The organism is Serratia sp. CY83965 (assembly GCF_052166375.1).
In the GTDB taxonomy this organism is placed as follows: domain Bacteria; phylum Pseudomonadota; class Gammaproteobacteria; order Enterobacterales; family Enterobacteriaceae; genus Serratia; species Serratia marcescens.
Window position 1 is genome coordinate 175,569 of record NZ_JBJNOV010000003.1, and the last position, 22,534, is coordinate 198,102.

Genomic DNA, 22,534 nt, shown 5'->3' on the forward strand with positions numbered 1-22,534 from the left:
ACTGATGAACGACACAACGAGCGAAACGGAAATTGAAGAGCTGCGCACTCTGGCGCGCGCGATCCGTCTGGAAACGCTGAAAGCGCTGACCGGGCTGGGCTTCGGCCACTACGGCGGCTGCATGTCGGTGGTGGAGACGCTGGCGGTGCTGTACGGCGGCGTGATGCGCATCGATCCGGCGGACCCGGACTGGCCGGAGCGCGATGACTTCGTGCTGTCGAAAGGGCACGCCGGCCCGGCGCTGTACAGCACGCTGGCGATCAAGGGCTACTTCCCGCTGGCGGAACTGAAGACCCTCAATCAGAACGGCACGCGCCTGCCGAGCCACCCGGACCGGCTGCGCACGCGCGGCGTGGACGCCACCACCGGCTCACTGGGGCAGGGCGTGTCGATCGCCGCCGGCATGGCGTTATCCCATCGGCTGGCGGGGCGGCGCAACCGGGTGTTCAGCATCCTCGGCGACGGAGAGCTGAATGAAGGGCAGTGCTGGGAGGCGTTCCAGTTTATCGCCCACCACAACCTGAACAACCTGACGCTGTTCATCGATTACAACAAGCAACAGCTGGACGGCGCGCTGGACGAGGTGATCCAACCGTTCGATCTGGCCGCCAAGTTCCGCGCCTTCGGCTTTGAGGTGCAAACCATCAAGGGCGACGACATCGCGGCGCTGCTGGCGGCGGTAGCGCCGGCGCGCGGCGGCGAACAGCGGCCGCTGGCGATCGTGCTCGACAGCATCAAGGGACAGGGCGTGACCTATCTGGAAAACCTGTCGAACTCACACCACCTGCGCCTGACGCCGGACGTGCAGCTGGAGATCGAAAAAGCCATCGCCGAACTGGAGGCCGCCCATGTTTAACGTAGTGACGCAGTTGGAAAACGACGCCGTCGAAATGCGCAAAGTCTACGCCGGCGCGGTGCGGCGGCAGATTGAGGCGGGCGCGCCGATCATCGCGCTGGAGGCGGATTTGATGAGCTCGATGGCGATGGACGGCGTGCACAAGGATCACCCGCAGCACGTGATCAACTGCGGCATCATGGAGGCCAACGTGATCGGCGTCGCCGCCGGGCTGTCGCTTACCGGCCGGGTGCCGTTCGTGCATACCTTCACCGCCTTCGCCAGCCGCCGCTGTTTCGATCAGCTGTTCATGTCGCTGGATTACCAGCGCAACAACGTCAAGGTGATCGCTTCCGACGCCGGGGTAAGCGCCTGCCACAACGGCGGCACCCACATGTCGTTCGAGGACATGGGCATTGTGCGCGGGCTGGCGCATTCGGTGGTGCTGGAAGTGACCGACGCCACCATGTTCGCCGACGTTCTGCGCCAACTGATGGATCTGCGCGGCTTCTACTGGGTGCGCACCATTCGCAAGCAGGCGACGCGCATCTACCAGGAAGGCTCGCGCTTTACCATCGGCAAGGGCAACCTGCTGCGCGATGGCGACGACGTCACGCTGATCGCCAACGGTATCATGGTGGCGGAGGCGTTGAAAGCGGCGGAGATGCTGGCGCGGCAGGGCGTCAGCGCGGCGGTGATCGATATGTTCACCCTCAAGCCTATCGACCGTGAACTGATCAAAACCTACGCGGCCAAGACCGGACGCATCGTCACCTGTGAGAACCACAGCATTCATAACGGGCTGGGATCGGCGGTGGCGGAGGTGCTGGCGGAAGAGTGCCCGACGCCGATGCGGCGCGTGGGGGTGAAGGAGCGTTACGGCCAGGTGGGCACCCAGGCGTTTTTACAGCAGGAGTATGGCCTGACTGCCGAACATATTTTGGAGGCTGCCGGGCAGTTGCTGGCGCGTTAGGGAACGCAAAAGAAAAGCGCCGGTCAATGACCGGCGCTTTTTTATCGCTCAACCTGAAGAATATCAGGCCTTGGCGGCAGCGTCAGCCTGGGAAGACTGGATCGCCGTCAGCGCGACGGTGTAGACGATATCGTCAACCAGTGCGCCGCGCGACAGGTCGTTCACCGGCTTGCGCATGCCTTGCAGCATCGGCCCGATGGAGACCAGGTCAGCGGAACGCTGTACCGCTTTGTAGGTGGTATTGCCGGTGTTCAGATCCGGGAAGATGAACACGGTCGCCTGGCCGGCCACCGGCGAGTTCGGCGCCTTGGACTTGGCAACGTCGGCCATGATGGCGGCGTCGTACTGCAGCGGGCCGTCGATGATCAGGTCCGGGCGTTTTTCCTGCGCCAGACGGGTCGCTTCGCGCACTTTCTCAACGTCGCTGCCCGCACCGGAGTTGCCGGTGGAGTAGGAGATCATCGCTACGCGCGGCTCGATGCCGAAGGCCGCGGCGGAATCCGCAGACTGGATGGCGATTTCAGACAGCTGCTCGGCGGTCGGATCCGGGTTGATCGCGCAGTCGCCGTAGACCAGTACCTGGTCAGGCAACAGCATGAAGAACACGGAGGACACCAGCGAGCTGCCCGGCGCGGTTTTGATCAGCTGCAACGGCGGACGAATGGTGTTGGCGGTGGTGTGAACCGCGCCGGAGACCAGACCGTCGACTTCGCCCTGTTCCAGCATCAGGGTGCCGAGCACCACGTTGTCTTCCAGCTGCTCGCGCGCGACCACTTCGGTCATGCCCTTGCTCTTGCGCAGCTCAACCAGACGCGGCACGTAGTTTTCACGCACGGCGACCGGATCGACGATTTCGATGCCTTTGCCCAGCTCAACGCCTTGCGCTGCCGCGACGCGCTGGATCTCGTCCGGGTTGCCGAGCAGCACGCATTCCGCGATGCCGCGTTCGGCGCAGATGGCCGCCGCTTTCACGGTGCGCGGCTCGTCGCCTTCCGGCAGCACGATGCGCTTGCCGGCTTTACGCGCCAGTTCGGTCAGTTCGTAACGGAACGCCGGTGGAGACAGACGGCGTGAACGCTCGGAGGTAGCGGTCAGCGAGTCGATCCACTCGGTGCTGATGTGGCTGGCCACGTAGTTCTGCACTTTCTCGATGCGCTGGTGGTCGTCCGCCGGCACTTCGAGGTTGAAGCTCTGCAGGCTCAGCGAGGTCTGCCAGGTGTTGGTGTCGACCATGAACACCGGCAGGCCGGTCTGGAAGGCGCGTTCGCACAGCTTCTTGATCGGCTCATCGATGGCGTAGCCGCCGGTCAGCAGGATGGCGCCGATTTCCACGCCGTTCATCGCCGCCAGGCAGGCGGAGACCAGCACGTCAGGACGGTCTGCGGAGGTCACCAGCAGGGAGCCTGGGCGGAAGTGTTCCAGCATGTGCGGGATGCTGCGCGCACAGAAGGTCACGGACTTCACGCGGCGGGTCATGATGTCGCCTTCGTTGACCACGCGGGCCTTCAGGTGGCGAGCCATGTCGATGGCGCGGGTGGCGATCAGATCGAAACTCCACGGCACGCAGCCCAGAACCGGCAGCGGGCTGTTGGCGAACAGCTGCGCAGGATCGACGTGGGCGATGCTGGCTTTGGTGGAGTCGTCGAAGATTTCGGACAGGTCAGGACGGGTGCGGCCCTGATCGTCGACCGGCGCGTTCAGCTTGTTGATGATAACGCCGGTGATGTTTTTGTTCTTGCTGCCGCCGAAGCTGGTGCGCGCCAGTTCGATGCGCTCTTTCAGCTGCGCCGGGGAGTCGTTGCCCAGCGCCAGTACGAAGACGATCTCGGCGTTAAGGGTTTTGGCGATCTCGTAGTTCAGCGCGTTGGCGAACTGGTGTTTGCGGGTCGGCACCAGGCCTTCGATCAGCACCACTTCCGCGTCTTTGGTGTTCTCGTGGTAGCGCGCCACGATCTCTTCCATCAGCACGTCTTGCTGGTTGGAGCTCAGTAGGCCTTCAACGTAATCCATGCGCAGCGGTTCGGCCGCCGGGATGGTGGAGTTGCTGCGGATGATGGTGGTGGTCTGGTCGAGCGCGTTGTCGCCGGTGCGCGGTTGAGCGATAGGCTTGAACACGCTCAGACGAACGCCTTTTTGCTCCATGGAGCGGATGACACCCAGGCTGACGCTGGTCAGGCCGACGCTGGTGCCGGTGGGGATCAACATAATAGTACGTGACACAGAATAGTCCTCTTCACGATTAACATGAGGCTAAAACAACACCGTCAGCCTGGGCTGACGGTGTTTTGAGAGCATTACGCGGTCAGGCGGGATGCGTCCTGCGCGATGACCAACTCTTCGTTGGTCGGGATCACCAGCGCCAGGCGGCTGCCGTCTTTGGTGATGGCGCCGGATTTGCCGAAGCGAGCGGCCATGTTGCGGTCGTGGTCGATTTCGAAGCCCAGCAGACCCAGTTTGTTCAGGGTCAGCTCACGCACCATGCCGGCGTTCTCGCCGATGCCGCCGGTGAAGATCACCGCGTCCAGACGGCCTTCCATCAGCGCGCTGTAGGCGCCGACGTATTTGGCCAGACGGTGGCAGAACACGTCCATGGCGCGTTTGGCGTCGGCTTTGCTGTCGTAGTTGTCTTCAACGTAACGGCAGTCGCTGGTGACTTCGGTCAGGCCCAGCAGGCCGGATTCTTTGGTCAGCATCTTGTTGATCTGGTCAACGCTCATGCCCAGAGAATCGTGCAGGTGGAAGATGATAGCCGGATCGATGTCACCGCTGCGGGTGCCCATTACCAGGCCTTCCAGCGGGGTCAGACCCATGGAGGTGTCAACGCACTGGCCGTTGCGCACTGCGGTGACGGAACCGCCGTTGCCCAGGTGGCAAGTGATCACATTCACTTCTTCCACCGGCTTGTTCAGCATCTTCGCGGCTTCCTGAGTCACGTAGAAGTGGCTGGTGCCGTGTGCGCCGTAGCGGCGAACGCCGTGGTCGCGGTACAGGCTGTACGGCAGGGCGTACAGGTAAGATTCTTCCGGCATGGTCTGGTGGAACGCGGTGTCGAACACGGCAACGTTCTTGTCAGCCAGGTGAGGGAAGGATTTCAGCGCTTCCGCGATGCCGATCAGGTGAGCTGGGTTGTGCAGTGGTGCAAACGGCACGGAATCTTTGATACCCTGCAGAACTTCGTCGTTGATCACGGCGGAGGCGGTGAATTTCTCGCCGCCGTGCACGATGCGGTGGCCGATAGCGGTCAGCTGCGCGGAAAGCTCTGGTTTTTGTGCCAGAATAGTATTAACAATGAAGTTCAGCGCTTCGCTGTGTGCAGCGCCGGCCCCCAGGGCAGCTTCGTGTTTGGCGCCGTCCATTTTCCACTTGATGCGAGCTTCAGGCAGGTGGAAACACTCGGCCAAACCGGAGAGGAATTCGTCGCCGTTAACGGCATCGATGATGGCGAATTTCAGAGAAGAACTGCCGCAGTTAAGAACCAGTACTAGCTTACTCGACATGGAAGTACCTACTTAAATAGTCGTGTTGTTAAAAGAAAATCGAACACACGTGGTGAATTAATCGTCAATCAGACAACAAGCGTAGCGCATAGTGCCGATGACATTTATGATTAACATCATGTGAAGTGCACAAATCACAGGATGATGGAAAAACCGATGATTTCTCTGCGGTTTAAATAATCTTGATTTTTATAGGGCTAAAAGTTGACAAAATTTACGTCATCTTCTACCGGCCACAAGGCCGGCTTAGGATACCGATAGCCCGGTGCAAACACAAAATAAATTTAAAGCTTCAAATTTTTTAGTATGGTCTCTGGCAGCACGCTTTTAGTTTCTTTACGTGACGTTGAGGTACGCAATGACGAGCAAACCGTCCGGTTCCGTAAGCTGGTTTCAGGTCTTCCAGCGCGGGCAGCATTATATGAAAACCTGGCCGTCAGACAAACGTCTGGCACCGGTCTTTCCGGAGAACCGCGTTGCGCGTGCCACCCGTTTCGCTATCCGTTTCATGCCGCCGTTGGCGATTTTCACGCTGACCTGGCAGATCGCGCTCGGCGGCCAACTGGGCCCGGCGATCGCCACCGCGCTGTTCGCCTGCAGCCTGCCGATGCAGGGCTTGTGGTGGCTGGGGCGCCGTTCGGTCACGCCGCTGCCGCCGACGCTGCTGCAATGGTTCCATGAGGTGCGCAACAAGCTGACGGAAGCCGGACAGGCGGTGGCGCCGCTCGAAGGCACGCCGACCTATCAGACGTTGGCTGATTTGCTCAAGCGCGCCTTCAAGCAGCTGGACAAAACCTTCCTCGACGATCTGTAAATGAAAAAAGGCCGCGTTGTGCGGCCTTTTTCGTCTAAGCGCCAATAACCCCGGTTTAAATCAAAGAACGGTCGAGTTGTGATTTCCTGCGTTCTTGCGCTGTGCGATGCTCCCGCCATCACACAGAAATGAGGAAATCCTGATGGAAATGACCAACGCCCAGCGGCTGATCCTGTCGAATCAGTACAAGATGATGACCTTGCTCGATCCGGACAACGGCGATCGTTATCGCCGGTTGCAAACCATCGTCGAACGCGGTTTCGGTTTGCAAATGCGCGAGCTGGATCGCGACTTCGGCGAACTGAGCGAAGAGGTGTGCCGCACCATCATCAACGTGATGGAAATGCATCATGCGCTGCAGGTTTCCTGGGGCAACCTGAAAGAGAAGCAGGATCTGGACGAGCGCCGCCTGGCGTTCCTCGGCTTCGACGCCGCGACCGAGGCGCGCTACCTGAGTTACGTGCGTTTCCTGGTCAGCACCGAGGGGCGCTATACTCACTTTGATTCCGGCAGCCACGGTTTTAACGCCCAGACCAAAATGTGGGAAAAATACCAGCGTATGCTGGCGATCTGGTTGGCCTGTCCGCGCCAGTATCACTTGAGCGCCGTTGAGATAGCGCAAATCATCAATGCTTGATTAAGAAGAGGTTTTCTGTGGAGTGTAAGGGTTTTCTGTTCGATCTTGATGGCACCCTGGTGGATTCGCTGCCGGCGGTAGAGCGCGCCTGGACGCACTGGGCCGAGCGCCGCGGCGTCGAGCCGCAAGCGGTGCTGGACTTCATTCACGGTAAACAGGCCATTACTTCTCTGCGCCATTTTATGCCGGGCGAAAGCGAAGCGGAAATTCAGCGCGAATTCCAATTGCTGGAGCAGGTGGAAGCGCAGGATACCGATGGCGTTCGCGCGCTGCCGGGCGCGATTGCGTTGCTGGAGCGCCTGAACGCGCTCGGCATCCCTTGGGCGATCGTCACCTCCGGTTCGGTGCCGGTGGCCGGCGCTCGCCGCCAGGCCGGCGGTTTGCCGCAGCCGGCGGTGTTCATCACCGCCGAGCAGGTTAAACATGGCAAGCCGCAGCCCGACGCCTATCTGCTGGGCGCCGAGCGCCTGGGGCTGGCGCCGCACGAGTGCGTAGTGGTCGAAGACGCGCCGGCCGGCATTCTCTCCGGCCTGGCGGCGGGTTGCCAGGTGATTGCGGTCAACGCCCCGGCCGATGCGCCGAAGCTGGAGCAGGTCGACCTGCGGCTGGATTCGCTGGCGCAGATCGCCGTCGATAAAACGGCGCAGGGCGCGATCGTTCGCCGGCTGGTTTAAGCGGCATGATCTTCACCCTAATTGATTAGACCCCGCTTCGGCGGGGTTTTTTTATGCTATTTTTTAGACCCTTGGACATTTGCCGGATGAGGCCGTTTTGAACAGCGAATTACTGTGGGTGCTGAGTTTACTGCTGATTGCCATCGTGCTGTTTACCACCAACAAGCTGCGGATGGACGTGGTGGCGCTGTTGGTGATCATCGCTTTCGTGCTGAGCGGCACGCTCAGCTTGCAGGAGGCGACGGTCGGTTTCAGCGATCCCAATGTGATTTTGATCGCCGCGCTGTTCGTGATCGGCGAAGGGCTGGTGCGCACCGGCGTGGCTTATCAGGTGGGCGACTGGCTGGTGAAAGTGGCCGGCAGCAGCGAAACCAAAATGTTGATGCTGCTGATGGTGACGGTCGCCGGATTGGGGGCATTTATGAGCTCGACCGGCGTGGTGGCGATCTTTATCCCGGTGGTGCTCAGCGTGACGGCGAGAATGAAGATCGCGCCGGGGCGGCTGATGATGCCGCTCAGCTTCGCCGGGCTGATCAGCGGCATGATGACGCTGGTGGCCACGCCGCCCAACATGGTGGTCAACAGCGAACTGGTGCGTGAAGGCATCCATGGTTTCGGTTTCTTCAGCGTGACGCCCATTGGCCTGGCGGTGCTGGCGCTGGGCGTCGGTTACATGCTGATCGCCCGGCGTTGGCTGGGCAGCTGCGACACGGGCAAAGCAGGCGACGACTGGCAGCGCCGCACCTTCCGTGACCTGATCCGCGATTACAAGCTGACCGGCCGCGCGCGGCGGTTGGCTGTCCGCAGCGCTTCGCCGCTGATCGGGCGTTCGCTGGACGAGCTGCACCTGCGCGCGCGCTATGGCGCCAACGTGGTGGGCATCGAGCGCTGGAAACGCTTCCGGCGGGTGATGGTCAGCGCCTCCGGCAGCACCGAACTGCGCGAGGGCGACGTCCTCTTGATCGACATGTCGGACAGCCAGGTCGATCTGCGCGAATTCTGCGGCGAGCAGCGGCTGGAGCCGATGGTGCTGCGCGGCGATTACTTCTCGGAACAGTCGCGCAACGTCGGCATGGCGGAGGTGTCGCTGATCCCGGACTCGGCGCTGCTGGGCAAAAGCCTGCGCGAAGCGGCGTTCCGCAGCCGTTACGATCTGAACGTGGTGGGCATCCGCCGCCACGGCGAGACGCTGGGCGGCAAGTTGGTGGACGAGCCGCTGGAACTGGGCGACATCTTACTGGTGATCGGCGATTGGAAGGCGATTCGTCAGCTGCAGGCCAAAACCCACGACTTTATCGTGCTCAATCTGCCGGCCGAGGTGGACGAAGTGGCGCCGGCCATCACGCAGGCGCCGCATGCGCTGTTTTGCCTGGCGCTGATGGTGGCGATGATGCTGACCGACGAAATCCCCAACCCGATCGCGGCGCTGATCGCCTGTTTGCTGATGGGCAAGTTCCGCTGCATCGATATGGAGAGCGCCTATAAATCGATCCATTGGCCGAGCATTATTTTGATCGTCGGCATGATGCCGTTCGCGCAGGCGCTGCAAAAGACCGGCGGGGTGGATCTGATCGTCAGCGGGCTGATGGACGTCGCCGGCGGCGCGGGGCCGCGCGTGATGCTGCTGTGCCTGTTCGTCTTGTGCGCCACCATCGGCCTGTTTATTTCCAATACCGCGACGGCGGTGCTGATGGCGCCGATCGCCATCGCCGCCGCGCGCGAAATGGGGGTATCGCCATACCCGTTCGCGATGATTATCGCCGTCGCCGCATCCGCCGCCTTTATGACGCCGGTTTCTTCACCGGTCAATACGCTGGTGCTGGGGCCGGGCAATTACAAGTTCGGCGATTTCGTGCGGCTCGGCGTGCCGTTCACCCTGTTGGTGATGGCGGTCAGCGTGATTGTGGTGCCGTGGCTCTACGGTTTTTAACGGCGCAACGAGGCTGCGCCGGCGGGGTTACAGCGAGCTGTCGAGGCTGATTTCGTCCAATGACAGACTGAAACTGGGAATGAACACTTCCATGAAGTAGTCCATTTCCGGGCTGCGGCGCTGTTCCAGGGTTTTATCCAGCCGCGCCTTGGCCAGGGTAAATTCGTTGTTACCGGCAGACAGCTCCTCCAGGCATTTCAGGTAGGCGCACAATGCGTCCGCCTGCTTTACCACCTGCTTTTCATCTTCGCTGTAATAGTGCTCATCGAGAATGGTGCGGAAATCGTTGCGCAGTTCCGCGGGGATCATGTCCAGCAGCTTTTGCTGGGCGATCTTTTCGATCTTCTTGTACTCGTGGGCGATCTGCGGATTGTAGTACTTGATCGGCGTCGGCATGTCGCCGGTGATCACTTCGCTGGCGTCGTGATACATCGCCAGCAGCGCAACTCGGTCGGCGTTGAGATTGCCGTTGAACTTGCGGTTCTTGATCACCGCCAACGCGTGGGCGACAAAAGCCACCTGCAGACTGTGTTCGGAGACGTTCTCGGTGCGCACGTTGCGCATCAGTGGCCAGCGGTTGATCAGTTTCAGGCGGGACAGATGGGCGAAGAAATGGCTCTGGCTCATGGTGCTCTCTTTAACGGCAAGTGAGGCCCCCATTGTGAAGCAGTGACGGCGAATTTTGCAACCGGGCAATGAGAGAAGGGCGCAGCAAGGCGCTGCGCCCCAGGCGATTACTGATGGTAGCCTTCAAGGAAGCGGCCCAGCTTGCCGACCGCCATTTCCAGCTCGTCTACGCGCGGCAGGGTGACGATGCGCACATGATCCGGGTAGGGCCAGTTGAATGCGGTCCCCTGCACCAGCAGCACTTTTTCCTGCAGCAACAGATCCAGCACCAGCTTCTGGTCGTCATGGATATTGAAGCGTTTGGCATCGATGCGCGGGAACATGTACAGCGCGCCCTGCGGCTTCACGCATGAGACGCCCGGAATGTCATTGAGCAGTTCCCAGGTGCGGTTGCGCTGTTCGTACAGACGGCCGCCGGGCTGAATGAATTCGCTGATGCTTTGATAACCGCCCAGCGCGGTTTGAATCGCGTGCTGCATCGGCACGTTGGCGCACAGGCGCATCGAAGCCAGCATCTCCAGCCCTTCGATATAGCCTTTGGCGTGCTTTTTCGGCCCGTTCAGCACCATCCAGCCCTGGCGGAAGCCCGCCACGCGGTAGGTCTTCGACAGGCCGTTGAAGGTCACGGTCAGCAGATCCGGCGCCAGCGCGGCGATAGAGTGGTGCTCCGCTTCGTCGTACAGGATCTTGTCGTAGATCTCGTCGGCGAAGATGATCAGGTTGTGTTGACGGGCGATCTCGACGATCTGTTCCAGCAGCGCTTTGCTGTACACCGCGCCGGTTGGGTTGTTCGGGTTGATGATCACGATGCCGCGGGTGCGCGGGGTGATCTTGCTGATGATGTCGTCCAGATCCGGGAACCAGCCGGCCTGCTCATCGCACAGATAGTGCACGGCTTTGCCGCCGGACAGCGAGACCGCGGCGGTCCACAACGGGTAGTCCGGCGCCGGCACCAGCATTTCGTCGCCGCTGTTGAGCAGCGCCTGCATGGATTGAACGATCAGCTCCGAGACGCCGTTGCCAATGTAGATATCCTCAACGGTCACGTCACGCATGTTGCGCGCCTGATAGTGCTGCATGATCGCTTTACGCGCCGAGAAGAGGCCCTTGGAGTCGGAGTAGCCTTGCGCCGTGGGCAGATTGCGGATCACGTCGACCAGGATTTCGTCCGGGGCGTCGAAACCGAACGGGGCAGGGTTGCCGATGTTCAGTTTCAGGACTTTGTTGCCTTCTTCTTCAAGACGTTTAGCTTCTTTAAGCACCGGGCCGCGAATGTCATAGCAGACGTTGTCCAGTTTGCTGGATTTCTCAATGGGGGACATAAAAAGTTGAGCCTTTTGCTGGGATAGGGGCGCTCCTACCGTGGGACGCCGCAACCCGCCCAATGTACTCCTGGCGTAGTTGCTTTTGAAGGGTTTTGCACGCCTTTGGTGCAAATGCATGTCGTAACGGGGGATTTTAGTTATGATAAGCAAAGGTAAAGTTATTTTGTGGTTCATAATTTCATGAACTATAATTTTACTAGGGTTTTGTTCTGTAAAATCACGTGTCGATAAACGAGACGTGTCGGCGATCGCGGCCGGCAGCAGTGAACTGATAAGCCGAAAGTGAGAATAGGCTTCAATAAACTGTAAAGGAACGATAATACCGGAGTTGTCTGATAGCGGGTTGCCGGTTAGCGCACCACACTAAAAAAATGGCATATTTACATTAGCTTTACTTTATATTTCAGCTTAAGCATTGTTTATGTGGTTATAGGATTATTATTTAAAGTAAAAATCTTACTGATTGAATTTATTAAATTCATTGAGTGATAACACGACGTTGGTGCCGTTAATTATTTATTTTTCTTACTCTGTAATGCAGCCTGAACGCCGGTTGATAAGGATTCTCAGTAGCACGAATGGAGTGGAAATTAGGCAGTATCAATGAGTAAAATCTCAGGTTCGGTGGGGTTTTTCCCTTCCCACCGGTATTCAGTCCCCCGCGTTCTATAAGCACCATCGATAGATCGCATTTTAAAAAGCGATAGAGGTAACGAATCATAAGTAATTTTTTTGCCCTCCACTTATGAGTGGGGTACTGTCATAACAGGCTCCGTCCTTTTCAACGGCGTCTGAGAAACACACCAGGGTAGTAGTTCGTAAATTAGAATTTAAAAAAGTGAAGAATACACTATGACAACTGCAAATCGTCCGATACTTAATCTCGACCTCGATCTGCTAAGAACCTTTGTTGCGGTTGCTGATTTGAATACCTTCGCGGCGGCGGCTGTTGCCGTTTGCCGTACGCAATCAGCCGTCAGCCAACAAATGCAGCGATTAGAGCAACTGGTCGGCAAAGAACTGTTTGCCCGCCATGGGCGCAACAAACTCCTGACTGAGCATGGTATTCAGCTTCTCGGTTATGCCAGGAAGATCCTGCGCTTTAACGACGAAGCCTGTACCTCGCTGATGTACAACAATATTAAAGGTGTTCTGACCATCGGCGCTTCCGACGACACCGCCGATACCATTCTGCCTTTCTTGTTGAACCGCGTGACCGCCATTTATCCGAAGCTGGCCATTGACGTGCGCGTAAAGCGCAGCACGACGATGGTCGATCTGCTGGAAGAGGGGGAGATCGATCTGGCGGTGACCACGGCCGATCCGGCCGGGCACCCGCACATCGTGCTGCGCACGTCGCCGACGCTGTGGTACTGCGCTGCCGATTATCACTATCAGGCCGGCGAACCTATCCCGCTGGTGGTGATGGATGAACCAAGCCCGTTCCGCGCGCTGGCGATCAAACAGTTGGACGAAGCCGGTATCCCGTGGCGTATCGCCTACGTCGCCTCCACGCTGTCCGCGGTGCGGGCGGCCTGTAAGGCCGGCCTGGGCGTGACCGCGCGGCCGATCGAGATGATGAGCCCCGATCTGCGGGTGCTGGGCGCGGTGGAAGGTTTGCCGCCGCTGCCGGATACCCAGTATGTGCTGTGCAAAAACGCGCAGTGCAGCAACGAACTGGCCATGGCCATCTTCAGCGCGATGCAGGGCGGCGATGACGGCTATGGCTTCAACGGCGCGGAAGCCGGTCTCCAGAGCGATCAGGATGATGCCAGCCTGGTGGACGAAGAAGAATAACGCCGCGACGTGATATCTGATGAAAAACCTCTGCTTCGGCGGAGGTTTTTTTTGGCCGTTTTTTGATGATTTCTACTGTTATAGAGGTTTAAGTGTGATTTTGTTATGAGTCGTCTGTTTTATTAACTTTTAAGCGTTGCTGAAAAGAGAGTTTGACCGGATTTAAGATGCTGGGTTCGTTTTTTGCACAATAAGATTGAATGAGTTAAAGGCATGGTAATAGCAGGGTTATTTTGTTAGCTTATGGCGGTCGTTTTTGCGGCTTAATTTGAGGAAAATTGTTAAAGGGCCACACTTTTTTTGAGGATTTATGCTGAAAACGTGTCCTGGATCAAAAAAATACCCCTAGGTAGTGAGTGGAAGAACAGGGAATTCCTGAGACAATGGTATAGTAAAACTGAAATGTGCATGTTGGTTTATATCTATCTGTTTCTACACAAAAATTAACTGACACGATTTAGCCTGTCCCTGGCGCATCAAATGTTAATCAAATGATACGTATGTAAACTAGTGTGTAGATACTTTTGTCAAAGTTGACAAAAGGTTATAGAAAGGAGTAAAAAGCCCACAGAAAAACGCTGCCTAACTCGCTGTAAAAGCAGTTTGTTTGTGTGGTTATTTATCCTTCCCTTAAATCGATGTGGCGCACTAACTGCCGGTGACAAGAGCAGTGCGATCGACGCCACTTTTGATGAGTAAGCATAGAGTATGTCAACAACCACTGAAGTTATCGCTCATCACTGGGCGCTCGCCGTATTTCTCGTCGTGGCTATCGGGCTTTGCGGCTTAATGCTGCTGGGTGCGTTCTTCTTGGGCGGGAGAGCCCGGGCGCGCGCCAAACACACCCCGTTTGAATCAGGCATCGACTCGGTCGGCACGGCGCGCATGCGCTTGTCCGCCAAGTTCTACCTGGTGGCCATGTTCTTCGTTATTTTCGACGTTGAAGCCTTATACCTGTATGCCTGGTCGGTCTCGATTCGCGAGAGCGGCTGGGTGGGCTTTATCGAAGCCGCCATTTTCATTTTGGTGCTATTGGCCGGTCTGGTTTATCTGGTGCGCATCGGCGCGTTGGATTGGACTCCGGCGCGTTCCCAACGCCGCAGCAAACCGAGCACGATCACTAACACCAACAGTCATCCGCAGTAACAGCGAGGCATTAAGATGGACTATACGCTCACCCGCATAGACCCGAACGGTGAGAACGACCGTTATCCCCTGCAAAAACAGGAGATCGTCGCCGATCCCCTGGAACAACAGGTTCACCGCACGGTTTACATGGGTAAACTCGAACATGCGCTGCATGACATGGTGAACTGGGGGCGTAAAAACTCTATTTGGCCGTATAACTTCGGCCTTTCGTGCTGTTACGTGGAGATGGTGACGTCGTTTACCGCCGTTCACGACGTGGCGCGTTTCGGTGCGGAAGTGTTGCGCGCCTCCCCGCGTCAGGCTGACCTGATGGTGGTAGCCGGGACCTGCTTCACCAAAATGGCCCCGGTCATCCAGCGCCTGTACGAGCAGATGCTGGAGCCTAAGTGGGTGATCTCGATGGGCGCCTGCGCCAACTCCGGCGGCATGTACGACATCTATTCCGTAGTGCAGGGCGTGGACAAGTTCCTGCCGGTCGACGTGTACATTCCCGGCTGCCCACCGCGTCCGGAAGCCTACATGCAAGCGCTGATGCTGCTGCAGGAATCCATTGGCAAAGAACGTCGCCCGCTGTCGTGGGTTGTCGGCGATCAGGGCGTTTACCGCGCCAATATGCAGTCTGAAAGAGAGCGTAAACACGGCGAGCGCATCGCGGTGACCAACCTCCGGACGCCTGACGAGATTTAAGACGTTCATTTAACGTCCATCTTAGTGCGCTATTGGTTAACACAGCGAAAAGTGAAACTTGCGGCGAATAACCCTTTAGTGTGGTGAAAAAAAATTATGACAGATTTGACGACGCACGACGCCTTGCCTGCCTGGCAGACCCGAGATCACCTTGACGACCCGGTGATCGGCGAACTGCGCAACCGTTTTGGGCCGGAAGCCTTTACTGTTCAGGCCACTCGTACCGGCATGCCCGTGGTATGGGTTAAACCTGACCAGTTACTGGAAGTAATGACGTTCCTGAGAAAACAGCCGAAGCCGTATGTCATGCTGTTCGATCTGCATGGCGTGGATGAACGCCTTCGCACCCACCGCGACGGCCTGCCCGCTGCGGATTTCTCCGTTTTCTACCATCTGATCTCCATCGAGCGCAACCGCGACATCATGCTGAAGGTGGCGCTGTCTGAAAAAGACCTGCACGTGCCGACGGCGACCAAGGTGTTCCCGAACGCCAACTGGTACGAGCGCGAAACCTGGGAAATGTTCGGCATCACCTTCGACGGCCACCCGCACCTGTCGCGCATCATGATGCCGCAGACCTGGGAAGGGCACCCGCTGCGCAAGGACTACCCGGCGCGCGCCACTGAATTCGATCCTTTCGTGCTGACCAAGCAGAAAGAAGATCTGGAAATGGAAGCGCTGACCTTCAAGCCGGAAGACTGGGGCATGAAGCGCGGCACCGAGAACGAAGACTTCATGTTCCTCAACCTCGGCCCAAACCACCCGTCCGCGCACGGTGCGTTCCGCATCATTCTGCAGCTGGACGGCGAAGAGATCGTCGACTGCGTGCCGGATATCGGCTATCACCACCGCGGCGCCGAGAAGATGGGCGAGCGTCAATCCTGGCACAGCTACATCCCGTACACCGACCGCATCGAGTACCTCGGCGGCTGCGTGAACGAAATGCCTTACGTGTTGGCGGTCGAGAAGCTGGCCGGCATCAAGGTGCCCGAGCGCGTCGACACCATCCGCGTGATGCTGTCCGAGCTGTTCCGCATCAACAGCCATCTGCTGTACATCTCCACCTTCATTCAGGACGTCGGCGCGATGACCCCGGTGTTCTTCGCCTTTACCGATCGTCAGAAAATCTACGATCTGGTGGAAGCGATCACCGGTTTCCGTATGCACCCGGCCTGGTTCCGCATCGGCGGCGTCGCGCACGATCTGCCGCGCGGCTGGGATCGCCTGCTGCGTGAATTCCTCGACTGGATGCCGAAGCGTCTGGACTCCTACGTGAAAGCGGCGCTGAAGAACAGCATCCTGAAAGGCCGCTCCATCGGCGTCGCGTCTTACAACGCCAAAGAAGCGCTGGAGTGGGGCGTGACCGGCGCCGGCCTGCGCGCGACCGGCGTGGAGTTCGACGTGCGTAAATGGCGTCCGTACTCCGGCTACGAGAACTTCGACTTCGAAGTGCCGGTCGGCGACGGCACCAGCGACTGCTACACCCGCGTGATGCTGAAGGTGGAAGAGCTGCGCCAGAGCCTGCGCATCCTCGAACAGTGCCTGAATAACATGCCGGAAGGCCCGTTCAAGGCCGATCACCCGCTGACTACGCCGCCGCCGAAAGAGCGCACGCTGCAGCACATTGAAACGCTGATCACCCACTTCCTGCAGGTTTCCTGGGGCCCGGTGATGCCAGCCAACGAATCATTCCAGATGATTGAAGCCACCAAAGGGATCAACAGCTACTACCTGACCAGCGACGGCAGCACCATGAGCTATCGCACCCGGGTACGTACGCCGAGCTTTGCGCACCTGCAGCAGATCCCATCGGTCATCCGTGGCAGCCTGGTTTCCGACCTGATCGTCTATCTGGGTAGTATCGATTTTGTAATGTCAGATGTGGACCGCTAACTATGCATGATCAAAAAGACAATCACGCAGTTAATGATGCGCTCGAGCCCATCAACGCAGCCGCTCCTCAGAGCGGCGTTGATGCATTTGTACTGAGCGCGGAAGAACGTGATGCGATCGAGCACGAAAAGCACCATTACGAGGATCCGCGCGCCGCGTCCATCGAAGCACTGAAAATTGTGCAGAAGCAGCGCGGTTGGGTTCCGGACGGTGCGATTTACGCCATCGCGGAAGTGCTGGGCATCCCCGCCAGCGACGTAGAAGGCGTGGCCACGTTCTACAGCCAGATTTTCCGTCAGCCAGTAGGACGTCACGTGATCCGTTATTGTGACAGCGTTGTTTGTCACATCACCGGTTACCAGGGCATTCAGGCCGCTATCGAGAAGAAGCTGAACATCAAGCCGGGTCAAACCACCTTTGATGGCCGCTTCACGCTGTTGCCGACCTGTTGTCTGGGCAACTGCGATAAAGGGCCGACCATGATGATTGACGAGGACACGCACAGTCAGCTGAAGCCTGAAGATATCGAGACGCTACTGGAGCAGTATCAATGACCAAGCACATTGTACGCACTCCCGAAACGCATCCGCTGACCTGGCGTCTGCGCGATGACAAGCAGCCGCTGTGGCTGGACGAATACCGCAGCAAAAACGGCTATGCCGGCGCAGAGAAGGCCCTCAAAGGCCTGGCCCCGGACGAGATCGTCGGCCTGGTGAAAGATTCCGGGCTGAAGGGCCGCGGCGGCGCGGGCTTCTCCACCGGTTTGAAGTGGAGCCTGATGCCGAAGGACGAATCCATGAACATCCGTTACCTGCTGTGTAACGCCGATGAGATGGAGCCGGGCACTTACAAAGACCGCCTGCTGATGGAGCAGCTGCCGCACCTGCTGGTGGAAGGCATGCTGATCTCCGCGTTCGCGCTGAAAGCCTACCGCGGGTACATCTTCCTGCGCGGCGAGTACATCGAAGCGGCGGCGCACCTGCGTCGCGCTATCGCGGAAGCCACCGAAGCCGGCTATCTGGGCAAGAACATTCTCGGCACAGGATTTGATTTCGAGCTGATCGTGCACACCGGCGCCGGCCGTTACATCTGCGGCGAAGAAACCGCGCTGATCAACTCGCTGGAAGGCCGCCGCGCCAACCCGCGCTCCAAGCCGCCATTCCCGGCCAGCGCCGGCGTCTGGGGCAAGCCGACCTGCGTCAACAACGTCGAAACGCTGTGCAACGTGCCGGCCATTTTGGCGAACGGCGTAGAGTGGTACACCGGCATCTCCGGCAGTGAAGACAAAGGCACCAAGCTGATGGGCTTCTCCGGCCGGGTGAAAAATCCGGGCGTCTGGGAACTGCCGTTCGGCACCACCGCGCGCGAAATCCTGGAAGACTACGCCGGCGGCATGCGCGACGGTCTGCGTTTCAAAGCCTGGCAGCCGGGCGGCGCGGGCACCGACTTCCTGACCGCCGATCACCTCGATCTGCCGATGGAATACGGCGCGATCGGCAAAGCCGGCAGCCGTCTCGGCACCGCGTTGGCGATGGCGGTTGACCACGAGATCGGCATGGTGCCGCTGGTGCGCAACCTGGAAGAGTTCTTCGCCCGCGAGTCCTGCGGCTGGTGTACGCCTTGCCGCGATGGCCTGCCGTGGAGCGTGAAGATCCTGCGCGCGTTGGAAAACGGCGAAGGGCAGCCGGGGGATATCGAAACCCTCGAACAGCTGTGCCGTTCCCTCGGCCCGGGCAAAACCTTCTGCGCCCACGCGCCAGGTGCCGTAGAGCCACTGCAAAGCGCGATTAAATATTTCCGTGAAGAGTTCGAGGCGGGTATCGCCGTGCAGCACTTCGGCAACGCGCATGCGATTGGCGGCATTCAGCCGAACAATCTGCTGAAGCAACGCTGGTAAGCCGACTCGCCCGAACACGGCCAGAATTTTTGATTAACGCCTGCCGCAAGGCAGGCCACTTGGAAGCATGCTGACTATGGCTACGATTCATGTAGACGGCAAAGAGTATGAGGTAGACGGGGCGGACAACCTGCTGCAGGCTTGTCTCTCCCTCGGCCTTGATATTCCTTACTTTTGCTGGCATCCGGCGCTGGGAAGCGTCGGCGCTTGCCGCCAATGTGCGGTAAAGCAATACCAAAACGCGGAAGATACGCGCGGCCGTTTGGTGATGTCCTGTATGACCCCGGCATCCGATGGCACCTTCATCTCCATCGATGACGGCGAAGCGAAGCAGTTCCGTGAAAGCGTGGTCGAGTGGTTGATGACCAACCACCCGCACGATTGCCCGGTCTGTGAGGAAGGCGGTAACTGTCACCTGCAGGATATGACGGTAATGACCGGCCACAGCTTCCGTCGCTACCGCTTCACCAAGCGCACCCACAACAACCAGGAGCTGGGGCCGTTTATCTCGCACGAGATGAACCGCTGCATCGCCTGCTATCGCTGCGTGCGTTACTACAAAGACTATGCGGACGGCACCGACTTCGGCGTGTACGGCGCGCACGACAACGTCTACTTTGGTCGCCCGGAAAGCGGCACGCTGGAAAGCGAGTTCTCCGGCAACCTGGTGGAAGTGTGCCCGACCGGCGTCTTCACCGACAAAACGCACTCCGAACGCTACAACCGTAAATGGGACATGCAGTTCGCGCCGAGCATTTGCCAGCAGTGCAGCATCGGCTGTAATACCAGCCCGGGCGAGCGCTATGGCGAGCTGCGCCGTATCGAAAACCGTTACAACGGCAGCGTGAACCACTACTTCCTGTGCGACCGCGGCCGTTTCGGTTACGGCTACGTCAACCAGAAAGATCGTCCGCGTCAACCGCAGCAGCTGCGCGGCGATGACTGGATCACCCTGAACGCCGAGCAGGCGATGCAGGGCGCGGCGGACATCCTGCGTCAGGCGAAGAAAACCATCGGCATCGGCTCCCCGCGCGCCAGCCTGGAAAGCAACTTCGCACTGCGCGAGCTGGTCGGCGCCGAGAACTACTACACCGGTATCGCTCAGGCTGAGCAATCACGCCTGGCGCTGATGCTGAACGTGCTGAAAAACGGCGGCGTTCATACGCCGGCGCTGCGCGAGATCGAGGATTACGACGCGGTGCTGGTGCTGGGCGAAGACCTGACGCAAACCGGCGCGCGCATCGCGCTGTCCGTGCGTCAGGCCGTCAAGGGGAAAGCCCGCGCGATGGCGGCGGCGCAGCGCGTTGCCGACTGGCAGATCGCGGCGGTGCAGAACATCGGCCAGCACGCTAAGTACCCGCTGTTCACCACCAACGTCGACAACACCCGCCTGGACGACATCGCCGCCTGGAACTACCGCGCGCCGGTTGACGAGCAGGCGCGCTTCGGCTTCGCCATCGCTCACGCGCTGGATAGCGCAGCGCCGGCGGTGAACGATCTGGCTGAAGGCCTGAACAAGAAAGTCGATATCATCGTGCAGGCGCTGACCGGCGCACGCAAACCGCTGATCATTACCGGCAGCAATGCCGGCAGCGAAGCCATCATCGAAGCGGCGGCCAACATCGCCAAAGCGTTGAAGGGCCGCGGTGCCGACGTCGGCATCACCTTCGTGGCGGGCGCAGCCAACAGCATGGGCCTGGCGATGATCGGCGGCGGTTCGCTCGATCAGGCGCTGGAACAGCTGGCGAGCGGCGCAGCCGACACCGCCATCGTGATGGAAAACGATCTCTATCGTCATGCGCCGGCGGCGCAGGTGGACGCGGCGTTGGCCAAGGTCAACAACCTGATCGTCGCCGACCACCAGCGCACCGCGATCATGGACAAAGCCAACCTGATCCTCTCCTCGGCCAGTTTCGCCGAGAGCGACGGTACGCTGATCAACCAGGAAGGCCGCGCGCAGCGCTTCTTCCAGGTGTACGATCCGGCTTACTACGACGACGCCAAGAAGAATCAGTTCACCGTGATGCTGGAAAGCTGGCGCTGGATGCACTCGCTGCACTCCACCTACACCAGCCGCCACGTGGACTGGACCCAGCTCGATGACGTGATCGCCGCTTGCGTCGCCGCGTTGCCGCAGCTGCAGGGCATCGTCGACGCCGCGCCGGACGCGACGTTCCGCATTCGCGGTCAGAAGCTGGCGCGTTCGCCGCACCGCTCCAGCGGCCGTACCGCCATGCGCGCCAACATCAGCGTGCACGAGCCGCGTCAGCCGCAGGATAAAGACACCATGTTCGCCTTCTCGATGGAAGGGAACAACAGCCCGCTGGCCGATCGTCAGCAGATCCCGTTCGCCTGGGCGCCAGGCTGGAACTCACCGCAGGCATGGAACAAGTTCCAGGCCGAAGTGGGCGGCAAACTGCGTCACGGCGATCCGGGCGTGCGCTTGATCGAAGCGGGGGAGGGCAGCCTCGGTTACTTCGATCGCGTGCCTGCCGCCTTCAATCCGAACGACGGCTGGCGTGTCGCGCCTTACTACCACCTGTTCGGCAGCGATGAAATGTCGCAGCGCTCTCACGTGATCCAGCAGCGCATGCCGGAAGCCTACGTGATGGTCAACCCGGCCGATGCGGCGACGCTTGGCGTCAACGCGGGCAGCCTGGTGGAGTTCAACTGCGCGGGCCAGACCCTGCGTCTGCCGGTGCGTCTGAGTGAAACCCTGACCCAGGGCCAGGTTGGTTTGCCGCTCGGCTTGCCAGGGATCCCGCCGATCTTGGTGGGTGCTAAGGTAGACAATCTGCGGGAGGCGGCACGATGAGCTGGTTTACCCCTGAGGTGATCGACATCTTGATCGCCACTCTTAAAGCGGTCGTGATCCTGTTGGTGGTCGTGGCGTGCGGGGCGTTCATGAGCTTCGGCGAACGCCGTCTGCTCGGCCTGTTCCAGAACCGCTACGGACCGAACCGCGTAGGCTGGGGCGGCTCGCTGCAGCTTGTCGCCGACATGATCAAAATGTTCTTCAAGGAAGACTGGGTGCCGAGATTCTCCGACCGGGTGATCTTCACCCTGGCGCCGATGATCGCCTTTACTTCCCTGTTGCTGGCATTTGCCATCGTGCCGGTCAGCCCGACCTGGGCGGTGTCCGATCTCAACATCGGTATTCTGTTCTTCCTGATGATGGCCGGCCTGGCGGTGTACGCCGTGCTGTTCGCCGGATGGTCGAGCAACAACAAATACTCGCTGTTGGGCGCGATGCGTGCCTCCGCGCAAACCCTGAGCTACGAAGTGTTCATCGGCCTGTCGCTGATGGGCGTGGTGATGCAGGCGGATTCATTCAACATGCAGGCCATCGTTGAATCTCAGGCGCACGTCTGGAACGTCATTCCGCAGTTCTTCGGCTTCGTGACCTTCGCGATCGCCGGCGTGGCGGTGTGTCACCGTCACCCGTTTGACCAGCCGGAAGCCGAGCAGGAACTGGCTGACGGTTACCACATCGAATATTCCGGCATGAAGTTCGGTCTGTTCTTCGTGGGGGAATACATCGGTATCGTCACCGTGTCTGCCCTGATTGTGACGTTGTTCTTCGGCGGCTGGCAGGGTCCGTTCCTGCCGCCATTCATCTGGTTCGCGTTGAAAACGGCCTTCTTCATGATGATGTTCATCCTGATCCGCGCCGCGCTGCCGCGTCCGCGTTATGACCAGGTGATGTCCTTCGGTTGGAAAGTGTGCCTGCCGCTGACGCTGCTGAACCTGCTGGCAACCGCCGCGGTCATTTTGTACAACGCTCAATAAGGGGTGAATA

18 protein-coding genes are annotated in these 22,534 nt (G+C 59.3%); 14 read left to right on the forward strand and 4 right to left on the reverse strand.

The window, feature by feature from the left end; all coding sequences use genetic code 11:
- Nucleotides 1-4: 4 nt before the first annotated feature.
- A complete protein-coding gene (locus ACJ8PL_RS08770; RefSeq protein ID WP_033639778.1) occupies nucleotides 5-856 on the forward strand; it encodes a transketolase in 852 nt (283 codons plus the stop codon).
- Nucleotides 849-1,808, forward strand: a complete 960-nt coding sequence (locus ACJ8PL_RS08775; RefSeq protein ID WP_089184851.1) for a transketolase family protein — start codon at nucleotides 849-851, stop codon at nucleotides 1,806-1,808. The genes ACJ8PL_RS08770 and ACJ8PL_RS08775 overlap by 8 nt, the downstream gene beginning before the upstream one ends.
- Nucleotides 1,809-1,871: 63 nt before the next feature.
- On the opposite strand, the gene pta is transcribed toward ACJ8PL_RS08775, so the two are convergent.
- Both pta and ackA read right to left on the reverse strand, forming a co-directional pair.
- Complete coding sequence (pta, locus tag ACJ8PL_RS08780; RefSeq protein ID WP_028127748.1) at nucleotides 1,872-4,028, reverse strand: phosphate acetyltransferase; 2,157 nt, start codon at nucleotides 4,026-4,028, stop codon at nucleotides 1,872-1,874.
- A 74-nt stretch (nucleotides 4,029-4,102) separates the two neighbouring features.
- Nucleotides 4,103-5,305: an acetate kinase gene (gene ackA / locus ACJ8PL_RS08785; protein ID WP_004936063.1), complete on the reverse strand. Its 1,203-nt coding sequence runs from the start codon at nucleotides 5,303-5,305 to the stop codon at nucleotides 4,103-4,105.
- 358 nt (nucleotides 5,306-5,663) lie between these two features.
- Between ackA and yfbV the strand changes: the two genes are divergently transcribed.
- The 4 genes from yfbV (at nucleotide 5,664) to ACJ8PL_RS08805 (ending at nucleotide 9,360) form a co-directional block, all read left to right on the forward strand.
- Nucleotides 5,664-6,119 (forward strand): terminus macrodomain insulation protein YfbV, encoded by a 456-nt coding sequence (yfbV, locus tag ACJ8PL_RS08790; protein ID WP_004936061.1) that lies wholly within the window; start codon nucleotides 5,664-5,666, stop codon nucleotides 6,117-6,119.
- Nucleotides 6,120-6,261: 142 nt separating this feature from the next.
- On the forward strand, nucleotides 6,262-6,756 hold the full coding sequence (locus ACJ8PL_RS08795) for a YfbU family protein (protein WP_016926898.1): 495 nt from the start codon (nucleotides 6,262-6,264) through the stop codon (nucleotides 6,754-6,756).
- A 17-nt stretch (nucleotides 6,757-6,773) separates the two neighbouring features.
- On the forward strand, nucleotides 6,774-7,430 hold the full coding sequence (locus ACJ8PL_RS08800) for a sugar phosphatase (protein WP_110147212.1): 657 nt from the start codon (nucleotides 6,774-6,776) through the stop codon (nucleotides 7,428-7,430).
- A gap of 79 nt (nucleotides 7,431-7,509) precedes the next feature.
- Nucleotides 7,510-9,360, forward strand: coding sequence for an SLC13 family permease (locus ACJ8PL_RS08805; RefSeq protein ID WP_442531069.1), 1,851 nt, complete (start codon nucleotides 7,510-7,512; stop codon nucleotides 9,358-9,360).
- Nucleotides 9,361-9,387: 27 nt separating this feature from the next.
- Here the strand turns inward: ACJ8PL_RS08805 and yfbR are convergent, their stop codons facing one another.
- Nucleotides 9,388-9,987, reverse strand: coding sequence for a 5'-deoxynucleotidase (gene yfbR / locus ACJ8PL_RS08810; protein WP_015378582.1), 600 nt, complete (start codon nucleotides 9,985-9,987; stop codon nucleotides 9,388-9,390).
- A 107-nt stretch (nucleotides 9,988-10,094) separates the two neighbouring features.
- The gene (locus tag ACJ8PL_RS08815; RefSeq protein WP_004936047.1) at nucleotides 10,095-11,309 is read right to left on the reverse strand and encodes a pyridoxal phosphate-dependent aminotransferase; all 1,215 of its coding nucleotides are present in this window, start codon (nucleotides 11,307-11,309) and stop codon (nucleotides 10,095-10,097) included.
- 855 nt (nucleotides 11,310-12,164) lie between these two features.
- On the opposite strand from ACJ8PL_RS08815, the gene lrhA reads away from it, so the two are divergent.
- The 8 genes from lrhA to nuoH all read left to right on the forward strand — a co-directional run bounded on the left by lrhA (nucleotide 12,165) and on the right by nuoH (nucleotide 22,524).
- Nucleotides 12,165-13,109, forward strand: a complete 945-nt coding sequence (gene lrhA / locus ACJ8PL_RS08820; protein ID WP_079450293.1) for a transcriptional regulator LrhA — start codon at nucleotides 12,165-12,167, stop codon at nucleotides 13,107-13,109.
- 708 nt (nucleotides 13,110-13,817) lie between these two features.
- Nucleotides 13,818-14,255 (forward strand): NADH-quinone oxidoreductase subunit NuoA, encoded by a 438-nt coding sequence (gene nuoA, locus ACJ8PL_RS08825; RefSeq protein ID WP_004936040.1) that lies wholly within the window; start codon nucleotides 13,818-13,820, stop codon nucleotides 14,253-14,255.
- 15 nt (nucleotides 14,256-14,270) lie between these two features.
- Nucleotides 14,271-14,945, forward strand: a complete 675-nt coding sequence (locus ACJ8PL_RS08830) for a NuoB/complex I 20 kDa subunit family protein (protein WP_004936039.1) — start codon at nucleotides 14,271-14,273, stop codon at nucleotides 14,943-14,945.
- Nucleotides 14,946-15,041: 96 nt separating this feature from the next.
- Nucleotides 15,042-16,838: an NADH-quinone oxidoreductase subunit C/D gene (gene nuoC, locus ACJ8PL_RS08835; protein ID WP_004936036.1), complete on the forward strand. Its 1,797-nt coding sequence runs from the start codon at nucleotides 15,042-15,044 to the stop codon at nucleotides 16,836-16,838.
- A 2-nt stretch (nucleotides 16,839-16,840) separates the two neighbouring features.
- Complete coding sequence (nuoE, locus tag ACJ8PL_RS08840) at nucleotides 16,841-17,392, forward strand: NADH-quinone oxidoreductase subunit NuoE (protein ID WP_004936034.1); 552 nt, start codon at nucleotides 16,841-16,843, stop codon at nucleotides 17,390-17,392.
- Nucleotides 17,389-18,735 carry an NADH-quinone oxidoreductase subunit NuoF gene (nuoF, locus tag ACJ8PL_RS08845; protein WP_015378579.1) on the forward strand — a complete coding sequence of 449 codons (1,347 nt, stop codon included), beginning with the start codon at nucleotides 17,389-17,391 and terminating at the stop codon, nucleotides 18,733-18,735. The genes nuoE and nuoF overlap by 4 nt, the downstream gene beginning before the upstream one ends.
- 76 nt (nucleotides 18,736-18,811) lie before the next feature.
- The gene (gene nuoG, locus ACJ8PL_RS08850; protein WP_089185341.1) at nucleotides 18,812-21,550 is read left to right on the forward strand and encodes an NADH-quinone oxidoreductase subunit NuoG; all 2,739 of its coding nucleotides are present in this window, start codon (nucleotides 18,812-18,814) and stop codon (nucleotides 21,548-21,550) included.
- Entirely contained in the window at nucleotides 21,547-22,524 is a 978-nt protein-coding gene (gene nuoH / locus ACJ8PL_RS08855; protein WP_442531071.1) for an NADH-quinone oxidoreductase subunit NuoH, read from the forward strand. Before nuoG ends, nuoH begins: the two co-directional genes overlap by 4 nt.
- Nucleotides 22,525-22,534: the final 10 nt, after the last annotated feature.

What these genes read in the sequence shown, in the direction of transcription:
- nuoG (WP_089185341.1), top strand. Translation starts at nt 18,812, where the DNA reads ATGGCTACGATTCATGTAGACGGCAAAGAGTATGAGGTAGACGGGGCG.
- yfbV (WP_004936061.1), top strand. Translation starts at nt 5,664, where the DNA reads ATGACGAGCAAACCGTCCGGTTCCGTAAGCTGGTTTCAGGTCTTCCAG.
- ACJ8PL_RS08830 (WP_004936039.1), top strand. Translation starts at nt 14,271, where the DNA reads ATGGACTATACGCTCACCCGCATAGACCCGAACGGTGAGAACGACCGT.
- ACJ8PL_RS08775 (WP_089184851.1), top strand. Translation starts at nt 849, where the DNA reads ATGTTTAACGTAGTGACGCAGTTGGAAAACGACGCCGTCGAAATGCGC.
- nuoF (WP_015378579.1), top strand. Translation starts at nt 17,389, where the DNA reads ATGACCAAGCACATTGTACGCACTCCCGAAACGCATCCGCTGACCTGG.
- ACJ8PL_RS08770 (WP_033639778.1), top strand. Translation starts at nt 5, where the DNA reads ATGAACGACACAACGAGCGAAACGGAAATTGAAGAGCTGCGCACTCTG.
- nuoC (WP_004936036.1), top strand. Translation starts at nt 15,042, where the DNA reads ATGACAGATTTGACGACGCACGACGCCTTGCCTGCCTGGCAGACCCGA.
- nuoA (WP_004936040.1), top strand. Translation starts at nt 13,818, where the DNA reads ATGTCAACAACCACTGAAGTTATCGCTCATCACTGGGCGCTCGCCGTA.
- ackA (WP_004936063.1), bottom strand. Translation starts at nt 5,305, where the DNA reads ATGTCGAGTAAGCTAGTACTGGTTCTTAACTGCGGCAGTTCTTCTCTG.
- ACJ8PL_RS08795 (WP_016926898.1), top strand. Translation starts at nt 6,262, where the DNA reads ATGGAAATGACCAACGCCCAGCGGCTGATCCTGTCGAATCAGTACAAG.
- ACJ8PL_RS08815 (WP_004936047.1), bottom strand. Translation starts at nt 11,309, where the DNA reads ATGTCCCCCATTGAGAAATCCAGCAAACTGGACAACGTCTGCTATGAC.
- nuoH (WP_442531071.1), top strand. Translation starts at nt 21,547, where the DNA reads ATGAGCTGGTTTACCCCTGAGGTGATCGACATCTTGATCGCCACTCTT.
- lrhA (WP_079450293.1), top strand. Translation starts at nt 12,165, where the DNA reads ATGACAACTGCAAATCGTCCGATACTTAATCTCGACCTCGATCTGCTA.
- yfbR (WP_015378582.1), bottom strand. Translation starts at nt 9,987, where the DNA reads ATGAGCCAGAGCCATTTCTTCGCCCATCTGTCCCGCCTGAAACTGATC.
- nuoE (WP_004936034.1), top strand. Translation starts at nt 16,841, where the DNA reads ATGCATGATCAAAAAGACAATCACGCAGTTAATGATGCGCTCGAGCCC.